The sequence below is a fragment of the Myceligenerans indicum genome (assembly GCF_016742955.1).
Taxonomy (GTDB): Bacteria; Actinomycetota; Actinomycetes; order Actinomycetales; family Cellulomonadaceae; genus Myceligenerans; species Myceligenerans indicum.
Map to the genome: position 1 here is coordinate 53,212 of NZ_JABBYC010000022.1, position 10,267 is coordinate 63,478.

Annotated in this window: 7 protein-coding genes and 3 pseudogenes; 6 read left to right on the forward strand and 4 right to left on the reverse strand. The window is 68.9% G+C overall.

The annotated features are described in order from the left end of the window. Positions 1–114: 114 nt before the first annotated feature. Positions 115–891: a DUF2625 family protein gene (locus tag HGK34_RS12905; protein ID WP_201847926.1), complete on the reverse strand. Its 777-nt coding sequence runs from the start codon at positions 889–891 to the stop codon at positions 115–117. 117 nt (positions 892–1,008) lie between these two features. Further along, a complete protein-coding gene (locus HGK34_RS12910) occupies positions 1,009–1,710 on the reverse strand; it encodes a hypothetical protein (RefSeq protein ID WP_201847928.1) in 702 nt (233 codons plus the stop codon). A 156-nt stretch (positions 1,711–1,866) separates the two neighbouring features. On the opposite strand from HGK34_RS12910, the gene HGK34_RS12915 reads away from it, so the two are divergent. From HGK34_RS12915 to HGK34_RS12935, 5 genes and pseudogenes are all read left to right on the forward strand, one after another. Then, a complete protein-coding gene (locus tag HGK34_RS12915) occupies positions 1,867–2,265 on the forward strand; it encodes a hypothetical protein (RefSeq protein ID WP_201847930.1) in 399 nt (132 codons plus the stop codon). Positions 2,266–2,425: 160 nt separating this feature from the next. After that, positions 2,426–3,703 (forward strand): annotated as a pseudogene (locus HGK34_RS12920) (IS256 family transposase). Positions 3,704–3,954: 251 nt separating this feature from the next. After that, positions 3,955–4,422 (forward strand): 3'-5' exonuclease, encoded by a 468-nt coding sequence (locus tag HGK34_RS12925; RefSeq protein WP_201847932.1) that lies wholly within the window; start codon positions 3,955–3,957, stop codon positions 4,420–4,422. Positions 4,423–4,722: 300 nt separating this feature from the next. Beyond that, the gene (locus tag HGK34_RS12930) at positions 4,723–8,163 is read left to right on the forward strand and encodes an ATP-binding cassette domain-containing protein (protein ID WP_201847934.1); all 3,441 of its coding nucleotides are present in this window, start codon (positions 4,723–4,725) and stop codon (positions 8,161–8,163) included. A 473-nt stretch (positions 8,164–8,636) separates the two neighbouring features. Continuing rightward, on the forward strand, positions 8,637–8,783 hold the full coding sequence (locus HGK34_RS12935) for a hypothetical protein (protein WP_201847936.1): 147 nt from the start codon (positions 8,637–8,639) through the stop codon (positions 8,781–8,783). Between the two features lie 36 nt (positions 8,784–8,819). On the opposite strand, the gene HGK34_RS23250 is transcribed toward HGK34_RS12935, so the two are convergent. Both HGK34_RS23250 and HGK34_RS23840 read right to left on the reverse strand, forming a co-directional pair. Next, a complete protein-coding gene (locus HGK34_RS23250) occupies positions 8,820–9,503 on the reverse strand; it encodes a transposase (protein WP_201847938.1) in 684 nt (227 codons plus the stop codon). A gap of 33 nt (positions 9,504–9,536) precedes the next feature. Next, positions 9,537–9,644 (reverse strand): annotated as a pseudogene (locus HGK34_RS23840) (transposase-like zinc-binding domain-containing protein); the annotation flags it as partial. Positions 9,645–9,733: 89 nt separating this feature from the next. On the opposite strand from HGK34_RS23840, the pseudogene HGK34_RS12945 reads away from it, so the two are divergent. Beyond that, positions 9,734–9,943: pseudogene (locus HGK34_RS12945) on the forward strand (transposase); the annotation flags it as partial. Between the last annotated feature and the right edge of the window lie 324 nt (positions 9,944–10,267).

A 10,267-nucleotide genomic window follows, 5' to 3' on the forward strand; every position in this document is an offset into this window, starting at 1 on the left:
CTCCCATCGGGAGGCTGGTGACCGTGGATCAATCGGGACCCGCCCACGCTTCGCCAGGTGGGTGCGAACGGTAGACCGCCGGCACCGGCACGGTGCCCCGTCGGGGGCGGAGGTTCAGGTGTTCAGCTCGCTGGTCTCGTCCCGCCGGACCGGACGTGCGTCGTCGAACGACCCGAGCGGACCGAGGTCGACGCCGTCGAACTGCGCGGCCGTGGATCGAGCGACTCCGACGAGCTCGGCCAGGGGAACGACCACACGACTGGTCGCGCCAAGGTCCTCGTGAGCTTCCTTGGACCACAGGGGCGGGAAGAAGGCCAAGCCACGGTCACCATCGAGACCGCGGGACTCGGCCTCCCAACCGTCCCACCGCAGCCCGTCCGTGAACTCGCTCAAACCACCCTCCAGCACCCACGCGAGCCACGCCGCATACCCGGCCTCAAGCCGTTCCCACTGCAGGGTGTCGGGCGCAAGATAGATCATCTCGCCCGGATTCCCCGGCCTCCCGACAGCCTCGGGATCGTGCCCGTTGAGGACATAGACACCACCCAGAACATCATGGGCCACCACGAGCCCGGACACCGGGAACCAGGCAGCATCCGACTCCGGCGGGAAGTCGTTCACCGCGGCCAAGCCCGGCAAACGACCAGGCCCTTCCCGGAACGGGCTTCCATAGACACGCAGCCAGCCATGATCGATCAGGAGCCCGCCGGTATGGACGACCACGGCACCCAGGAACGAGCCGGTCGTGACCTGGAGCTGCTCAAGCGTGCGACGACTGATCGCCCCATCCGGGGCGAGGATCTCGACGGTGACCGAAGCCCCGCCCATCAGCCGCTGCAACTCCGGCCAAGCAGGTCGCTGCGTGGCAGTCAGATTCTCGAACACTCGCACACGCCCGATCGTAGGGGCCGCGGTCCGCGAGCCGGCATCCCCTGGCGTCGTACCTGAGGCCCGGCGTCCGCGGCCTGATGGTCGTCGATATCCTGCGCACCAACCGGCCCATCGGGGTCAGATGCCGATGGCTTTCCGAAGTAAGCGATCCTGCTCGGGCGTGATTCCGAGCTGCTTGGTGGTACGCAGACCGGTCGTGTTCTGCCAGAGCAGGTCGTCTTCGGGTCCCGCCGGGTGCCATTGGCTGTCCGGCCACCCTTCGGTGACGGCTTCGACGAGAAGGGGCGCTGTCTCGGCCGAGAGGCCGACGGCGACGAGAGCTTCGGCGATCCGTTCACGGGCCTCGACCGCCGGTGCCTCGAGGTCGCCGATGGCAGGGAGCAGGAGGAGCAGCCGGAGGTGGCGATCTCGGACCGTGGTCGGGCCGGTTTCCTCAGCGTCGTCAGTGGTCGCCCCACGCCGTGGTGACCGGTCGGCGATGGCGACGGCCTCCGGCCAGCGCAAGCCGGGGCCGATGGCGTTCCCGGAGATCGCCGCGAACAGGGCTGTGCCGTCCCAACCGGGGTGGGCGAAGCGGAATTCGGCAGCGCACTCGGAGACACCAGGGACGCCGTCGTCGTCCAGATGGGAGTAGATGATCTGCAGTTCGTGGCCGTCCTGCATCGGAAGGCGGAAGGCCGGCCAGGCGGAGCCAGTGTCAAACGTCGCCTTGCCGACACGTTCCGCCTCGGGGCCTTCAGCCGAGAGGCGATCGGCATCGTGCAGGTCATCGACGTCCAGCTCGAAGAAGTCCCAGTGGTGACCCCAGAATCCCGGCATCTGCAGGAGATGAGCGGCAGGGACGATCTCGTACTCACCAGGGTCCGCAAGGCGATCCCAGTACTGCATGTGCGGCTCCTCAAGGTCCGATGGAGTACGTCGCGTCGTCCAAGGACAAGATGCCATTCGTCCAGGCCGAGGATCTACTCTAGCTCGATGCGCAACGATCGACGGGTCCGCCGTCTCGTGGTCGACGAGGCCGTCTGGCGTTGGACAGTCCGGCGGCAAGTGAGTCCGGACTACGCCGACTGCCGGTTGACGCTTTCACTCTTCCCCGAGGCAGCGGCGCAGCGCGTTCGACGCCGGTTGGCCTTGGTCTTTGCTCCAGGCGCGGACCGCATCATCTCGAACGGGTACTTCGAGGCTGGCACGGTCATACGCCTTCCGGACCGCGCCCGCCTCAACCTCTACGAGCCGGGGACGGTTCGACGCCTGCTCGACGCTGCGGGCGCTGTTCTGGACCTTCAGCCATCGGTACCGAACCTCGAAGTGGACGGCTGGCCCTACTTCGATGAAGTCATGGACCGCCCCCATACCGCCGAGTCTCGTACTTGATCTTGTGGCAGACGGTGAGTTGCGTCCACACCGTCTGCCACGGGCCCGCACATCTCTCTTTCGGCGGTCAGAACGCGGCCCACGTCCGGGAGTGTCCGATAACTGGTGGGTGGGGTCTGGCCTGACACGCCGAGCGTGAGCTTGGCGGGAAGGCAGGACTATGACCGAGAAGATTGAGCCCGTGGAGCTGGAGGGGCAGGAGACGCAGGAGTTCGCGCGGCGGCTGGTGGCCCAGTCGCGTGAGGAAGGGATCGACTTGGTAGGCCCGGACGGGGTGTTGTCCGGGTTGACGAAGCAGGTGCTGGAGACCGCGCTGGAGGCGGAGATGTCCGAGCACCTGGGCTACGAGCACTCCGATCGGGACGGGAAGCCCGACGGCGCGAACGAGCGCAACGGGCGCCGGTCCAAGACCGTGCTGACCGAGGTCGGCCCCGTCGAGGTGGACGTGCCGCGTGACCGGGCAGGCACGTTCGAGCCGAGGATCGTGCGCAAGCGGCAGCGGCGGCTGAGCGGGATCGACGAGATCGTGCCGTCGCTGACCGCGCGCGGGCTGACGACCGGGGAAGTCGCGGCGCACTTTGCCGAGGTGTACGGCGCCGAGATGTCCAAGGACACCGTCTCGCGGATCACCGACAAGGTGGTGGCCGAGATGGACGAGTGGCGCAACCGGCCCCTGGACCGCGTCTACCCCGTGATGTTCCTGGACGCTATCCACGTCAAGGTCCACGGGCGGGCAGGTGCGCAACAAGCCGTTCTACATCGCGATCGGTGTCACCACGGCCGGGCGGCGGGACATCCTGGGGATCTGGGCCGGCCCGGACGGGGCCGGCGAGGGCGCTCGCTACTGGCTGTCGGTCCTGACCGAGATCAAGAACCGTGGGACCGAGGACGTGTGCGTCGTGGTCTGCGACGGGCTTAAGGGCCTGCCCGAGGCGATCAACACCACCTGGGAGCTCGCGCACGTGCAGACCTGCGTGATCCATCTGATCAGGAACACGTTCCGGTACGCCGCCCGGCAGGACGCAGGACTTGATGGCCCGTGACCTCAAGCCGGTCTACACCGCGATCAACGCCGAACAGGCCGCGGTGAAGCTGGCCGAGTTCGCCGAAGCGTGGGAGAGCAAGTACCCGGCCGCCGTACAGCTGTGGCGCAACTCGTGGACCGAGTTCGTGCCGTTCCTGGACTACGACGTGGAGATCCGCAAGATCATCTCCCGCCACGAACGCGATCGAGTCGCTGAACGCCCGCTACCGACGTGCGGTGCGGGCCCGGGGGCACTTCCCGAACGACGCAGCCGCGCTCAAGTGCCTCTACCTGGTCACCAGGTCACTGGACCCCACCGGCAAGGGCCAGGCACGATGGGTCATCCGATGGAAGCGACCCCTGAACGCGTTCGCCATCACCTTCGCCGGGCGCATCGACCCGACGAACATCTAAGAACGCCAGGCCCGCCCACCAGCTATCGGACAGACCCCGAACCGTGGCAGCCCCTGACCGAGGGCTGCCCACGATCGAGGAGAAGCACGTTTGAGTACCGGCCGCTGGGACGACCTCGACTACGTCGTCCTCGACGTCGAAGGCAACGGGAATCGTCCACCCGATCTGGTCGAACTCGCCGTCGTACCGATCCGGCGCGGGCAGATCGGCAAGGCACGTTCCTGGCTCGTGAAGCCGCCGGCACCGATCCGGTGGCAGGGCGCACCGTGCACGGCATCAGCGACGGCGACATCGCTCATGCACCTGCCATCGACCAGATCGCCGACGACATGCGCGCAGCCCTTGCCGGCGGCGTGCCGGCCGGGCACAACGTCCACATCGACCTGGACGTGCTGACGCGATCACTGCCCGGCTGGGCGCCGCCGGAGGCGTTCGACACGCTCAAACTCGCACGCCACGCGTGGGACATGCCCTCCTACCGGCTGGGCGCACTGGTCGAGCACCGGCGACTCGATGCCGACCTGCCAGCCGGGCTGCGCCCGCACCGGGCCGGATACAACGCGCTCGTGACCGCCCGGCGCTTCGTCGACCTGGCCACCAGCGCCGCCGCCGGCGGCGAGATGACGCTCGACGACCTGCGCGAGCACGGCACCGCCGCGGGCTACCGGAAGCCCCCGGCTGCTGCACCGGGCCGGAGCAGCCTGTTCGATCATGCATGAGCGGGCCCGCTCGCCCGATCTCTGCGACGAGTCCTCGCATCAAGGCGCCTGACGCACATCACGACAGCACATCGCCGTGTTCGAACTGACGTACTAGCGTTGTCGAGGTTGTGTCGCGCAGGCGTGACTGCCCGACTGTCGACCGCTTCCTGCCGCGATCGTGGAGGTTGATCTGTGCCCGTTTCCCGCCACTCGTTCCGCGTCCGTCGGTCACGTCGCACCTGGCGTCCCGCACCAGGGACCCGGCCCGCACCGGGCCCCGGGTCGGGACGGTGGCAGCGATATCTGACCGGGACGCTCGTGCGGGTGATACCCCTGGCGGTTGCCCTGGCCGGGGCCGACGCGTGGCTGGCCGTGGTGACCGGCCGGCTCGTCGCGGAGCCATCGCCGGCCGGACTGCTGCTGTTCGCGACGCTGACGGTCGCGACGATCGCGGGCAACGTGGTCGCGACCGGGATGTGGCGCGCGGCCGCCGCGCGCGGCGAGTCCCGCCTGCGCGAACAACTCCTGGACGCGACCTTGCACCGCACTCTTCCCGATCTGGAGGAACAGCCCGTCGGGACATTGCTGGAGCGCACGGACGACGACCCGCGGGCGCTGTTCGACGCGTTCCGGCGGCTGGGTGAGGTCGCGTTCGCCGCTCTGGTCGGCGCGGTCGTGGCGTGGGTGACCGCCGGGGTCACCTGGCGGCCGGCATGGATCGTGTTCCCTGCCGTCGGAGCGCTCGGCCTGTTGCTGGTGCGCGGGACCGGTGGGCGGATCACGGCCGCGACGACGGAGGCAGAGAAGGCGTGGGCCGATTCGTCCGGGCAACTCGAGGAGTCCGTGGCTGCCCGCGACGACATGCGCACCAGCGGCGGACAGCCGTTCGTGCTGCGCCGGTTCGCGCGAGCGGGCGCCGCCGCGATCCGCGCACAGGTGACCGCGTCGATGCTGTCGGCCGGCTTCTCACTGCGGCTGTCGCTGGTGATGGCCGGGCTGACGACCGCCGTCGTCATCGGCGGAGTGTGGACCGTCCAGCAGGGCTCCGGGTTCGCGGTGGCGCAGTTCGTGACACTGTTCCTGCTGGTGGGGATGTTCGTGCGCAGGTTCCGCACCCTGACGACGCTCCTGCCCGAGGTCCAGGAAGGCCTCGGCACCCTGGCACGCGTCCGCCAGATGCTGGAAGCACCACGCGAACCCGCCTCCGGACAGCACCTCGACCAGGACACAGACGCCGACGTCCTGGTCGAGTTCCAGAACCTGACCTTCACCTACGAGTCCGAGACGGGTGCCGGCTTCACTCTCGGGCCGATCGATCTGACGATCCCGGCCGGGCAGACCCTCGCGCTGGTCGGCCGGACCGGGTCGGGCAAGACGACGCTGGCCAAGACCCTGTCCCGGGCGATCGAGCCCCCACCAGGAACAGTCCGCCTCGACGGCGCAGACGTGACCGGCCTGGACGTCGAGGATCTGCGGGGCGTCGTCGGCGTGGTCGGGCAACGGACCGAGATCCTGGCCGGGACCCTGCGGCAGAACATCACCCTGTTCGGTAAGGTCCCCGACGACAGGGTCGACGCCGCCCTAGGCGCTCTGGACCTGACCGAGTGGGCTCGGTCCCTGCCCGATGGTCTGGACACGCTCCTGGGGCCGCACGGCGTCACCCTGTCCGCCGGGGAACAGCAGCTGGTCGCTTTCGCCCGGCTACTGGTGCGTGACGTGCGGATGGTCGTGCTGGACGAAGCCACCGCGCGGATGGACCCGGCCACCTCCCGCACCGTCACCCGCGCCGCACGACGACTGCTGGCAGGCCGGACCGGGATCATCGTCGCGCACCGGCTGGACACCGCCCGTTTCGCCGAGACCGTCGCGGTCATGGACCACGGAAGGATCGCCGAACACGGCCCCTGGGAGGAGCTCAGCAACCTCGACGACGGACGACTCGCTCGGCTTCTCACCGCAGCCGGAACAGCCGACGAACCCGGACCAGCTACCTCGGACGAGCCGCGGGGACCTGGACGGCTGCGGCGCCACCGGGACGAGACACCCCGGCACGACGAGCAACCGGATGGAGTGCGCGTCCGACTGGCAAGGACCGCAACCCGAGCTGCCCTGGCTCGTCCCCGCTGGTGGGTGCGGGCCGAGGGCGCCCTGTGGGTCGACGACGTGCTCGGCGCGGACAGCGCCGCAGCAGGCTGGGTCTGGGCGGCACTCGTGGCCGCGCTCGTGGCCGGCAACGACCCGTGGTGGCCCGTGGCCGGTGTACTCGGCGCAGCAGTACTGTCCGCCGTGGCGGGCTACCGGTGGACCCGCCCCGGGACGCAACACTGGGCCGAAGGCAGGTTGCGCGTGCGGCTGGCGATCCTGCGCGGCCAGACCGGACCCGACCCCGTGAAGCGTCCCTCACCCGGCGAGGTCACCGCCCGCACGCTCGAGGAGCACCGGCTCCTGGTGTTCTCGCGGATGAACCGCGAGTTTCTCCTGTCCCTCACGACTCTTGCGTTTCTGGGCGGCATCACCGGCAGTCCCCTGGCCATCGCTCTCGCCCTGGCCGTCGTCGCCGTGTCCGCTGCCGCCGCGGCCGCCGGCTCCCGGATCGTGGGCGACACCGCACGCCTTGCCGGAGACGCCCGCGCCGAGTTCGGACGAGCACTCGGCTCGGTCCTGGAAGCAGTCCGCACGATCAAACTGTCGGGACGCACCCGCCCCGCCCTGGCACACCTGCAAGCTGCCGACGCCGTCCGCGTGGACGCGAAGCAGCGCGAGGACCGAACGTCCTACCTGGTGTGGCAGGCACCGTGGCTGATCTCGAAGTCAGCCACGATCGCGGTGTGGTGGCTCCACGTCGCCGACGTCTGGGACCTGCGAACGACACTGGTCGTGTACACGGCGATCGGCGCCTACGGCTGGGCCGGCGCGACAGCGGGAAACCTCATCACCCGCATCCCGATCGCCCGACGCTGGCTCACCGTCGCCACAGGCATGGCAGGTACCGACAACGTCGCCACCGTGCACCCCGACACCGATCTGGTCGGCGGCACCCACCAGCCCACTGCGAGCCAGACCGTTCACGATCCTGGCCCGCTGAGACAGCTGCGCCTCGATCACGCGACAGCAGTCCACGACGACGGCACCACCGGCGTCCGCGACGTGTCCCTCCAGATCCAGCGCGGGCAGACCGTGATGATCATCGGACCGGTCGCATCAGGCAAGTCGTCGCTGCTGGCAGGCCTCGCAGGCCTGGTCCACCTGGAAGGGACGATCACCTGGAACAACGAGCAGCTCACGTCGACGACCGGCCTGGCCGGAGTCCGGATCGCGCATGTGGCACAGGTGCCCCGCCTCGTGTCCGGGACCATCACGGAGAACGTGCACCTCGACCACGACCGAGACGTCGCACCCGCACTCGCGTCGGCACAGCTGAGCACGGACGTCCAGCAGGCAGGCGGCCCCGAGACCCTGGTAGGGCACCGCGGACTGCGCCTGTCAGGCGGGCAGACCCAGCGCATGGCCCTCGCCCGCGCACTTGCCGTCAACGCGGACCTGCTGCTCATCGACGACGTGTCCTCCGCCCTGGACGCGACCACGGAAGCCGCCGTCCGGAACACCCTCCGCCAGACCGGCACAACAATCATCGGAACGTCATCACGACACGCAACCCTCGCCGCGGCCGACCAGGTCATCGTTCTCGACGACGGCAGACACGTGGACGCCGGGACCTGGAGTGAGCTGCGGGGGCGCTGGGGACATCTGGCGGGGTAGGGCGAACGCAGGAGGATCGCAAATGATTCCCGTCCAGGTCCGTGTTCGGCTCCTGGCTGTCCTCCAGCCTCTCCACGATCCTCAGCTTGAGCACGCGCTTGGCCCCAGACTCGGACGCCCCGGTACCGCGCGCCCGAGGGTAGGCACCACTGCGCACCCTCACATGAGTCCCGGCCTCATACCGACGTGGGCCGAGCTTGCGAACGTCGTCCTCAGACTCCAAGGCCGCGGAAACGTGGAGTTTCCGCGGCCCATGAGTCGAGCTGACAGGATTGGAACCTGCGCCCCCTGCCATGGTCCTGCTTCGGGGTCCCTGGTCAGGCTCGTGGTCGACGTGGCGGGACGGGTTGCCCTGCCGGCGGGTTCGGTGTCAGGGTCCCGGATGACGGAGGGGCAGGGACGCCGCGGTTCCCTCGATCCTCTTGATTCCCGAAGGTGCCCGCCGGAGGCTGTGCTGGCAATAGCATCCGGTCATGGAACTCTGGACCTGGAAAGACTTGGTATTGGCACTGGTGGGCGGCCCGGTACTCTTCGCGGCGACGCTGGTCGCCAGCTTTGGTGAGGTTCGCCGCATCCGTGAGCAGGGTGCCAGGCGGAAGCGCGATACCGACAGCGAGTGACGGCCGTCCCGAGCATGGCTCTCGGGGCCGCCTTCGTCATGTCTGGCCGGGCGGGTGCGCGGAGGAGTGCGCGCAGGGCGCGGCCCCGCAGCGCGGGCGCCGGCGGCCGCGGGCCGGAGGCGCCTTGAGCCAGTAAGGAAAGTCCTCACGAGGCCGGGCCCCAATGGGCACGACGTCCGTTCCCGTCCGAGAGTCCCAGTCGATCCACGGGTCTGTCCAGCTAACGGCTCTGTCGCACTTGGTCAGCTGCAGCGACAGGGCCCGCAGAGTACGCCCCGCGTCGGTGCGCGGATGGCGGGTCAGGTAGCCGCGCGCGTTCCGCTGGACGTGGACCAGGCACCGCTGCACCGCCGTGTCCGGCCAGGTAGCCGCCAGCGCGCTGGCAAGGCCGCTGCCGCCGTCGACGATCACGGCTCGCGGCGCGGGCAGACATTCCAGCAACGCCATCCAGGCGGCCTTCTTCTCCGTGTCACACCACTGCAGCCCGACAACGGTGCCTCGGGTGATCGCGATCAGGGCGCACCAGCCGCCGGCGAGATAGATCCCGTCGAGCTGAACCTCGTCAAACACCTCACCGGTGACCGCGATGGCCGGCTCGATCCGCCAGCACCAGGCGTGCCGGTCACGGAACGTGCGCCCACTCCCGCCGCCCACCTCCCGCTGGGAAGCTGGGCCGGTCAGCCACGCCACGAACGTCTCGGCCTGCGCCCGGCGGGTCACATCCGGCCTGCTCCTGCCGCTGGAAGAGCCACACGACGTGCACCGCCACCGTATCTTCCCGCTGCTCGTACGGCCGTTGCGCTTGAGCGAGCCGCCGCATACCTCACACCGTCGGCCATGTCCACCACCCTGCTCAGCCATGCCCACCAGGGCATAACAGACCCCGGAAACCCGCCTCCGACCAGCGTCGAGACCGCCTCAGCAGACACACAATCTTGCCGCTAACCCGGATCGAACGAGCCCGCGTTGCTGATCTGCCGCACCTGCACTCCTTCGCCCGAGGCCTCCAGCAGGACCACGACGCGGCCCTCGCCGCTCTCACCCTCCCGCACCACAACGGCCGCACCGAGGGGGTGAACACCAAGACCAAGCTCATCAAGCGGCAGATGTACGGCCGCGCCGGCTCCCCACTCCTACGCCACCGCATCCTCCTAACCTGAGACACCGCAGGTCACACCACCGAAAGTGCGACAGAGCCGTTGAGCGTACAGACCCCCCACTCAAAGCCTTGGTTTTGATATCAACTATCCTCATTACGACACTTCAGCAGCGATTCACTCTCGTTCGCCTCCCCGATCCCCACCTGACGCCTCAAACGGGCGCCTTTTCCCCGAACGCTCACCATGACGGTCTTCAGCAGGGCCGGTCAGTTCGTTTCGGTTCCGTTATCTGACCAGGGTGTATAGCTTTTCCGGGCGGCGGTAGCAGGCCGTCGTGGTGTCGGTGATGGGGAGCCCGGCGAGGTGGATCAGGCTGATCGCGAC

Bases quoted from the DNA above. Each gene is read 5' to 3' on its own strand.
- HGK34_RS12910 (WP_201847928.1), bottom strand. From the start codon at position 1,710: ATGCCGGGATTCTGGGGTCACCACTGGGACTTCTTCGAGCTGGACGTC.
- HGK34_RS12935 (WP_201847936.1), top strand. From the start codon at position 8,637: ATGGAACTCTGGACCTGGAAAGACTTGGTATTGGCACTGGTGGGCGGC.
- HGK34_RS12915 (WP_201847930.1), top strand. From the start codon at position 1,867: ATGCGCAACGATCGACGGGTCCGCCGTCTCGTGGTCGACGAGGCCGTC.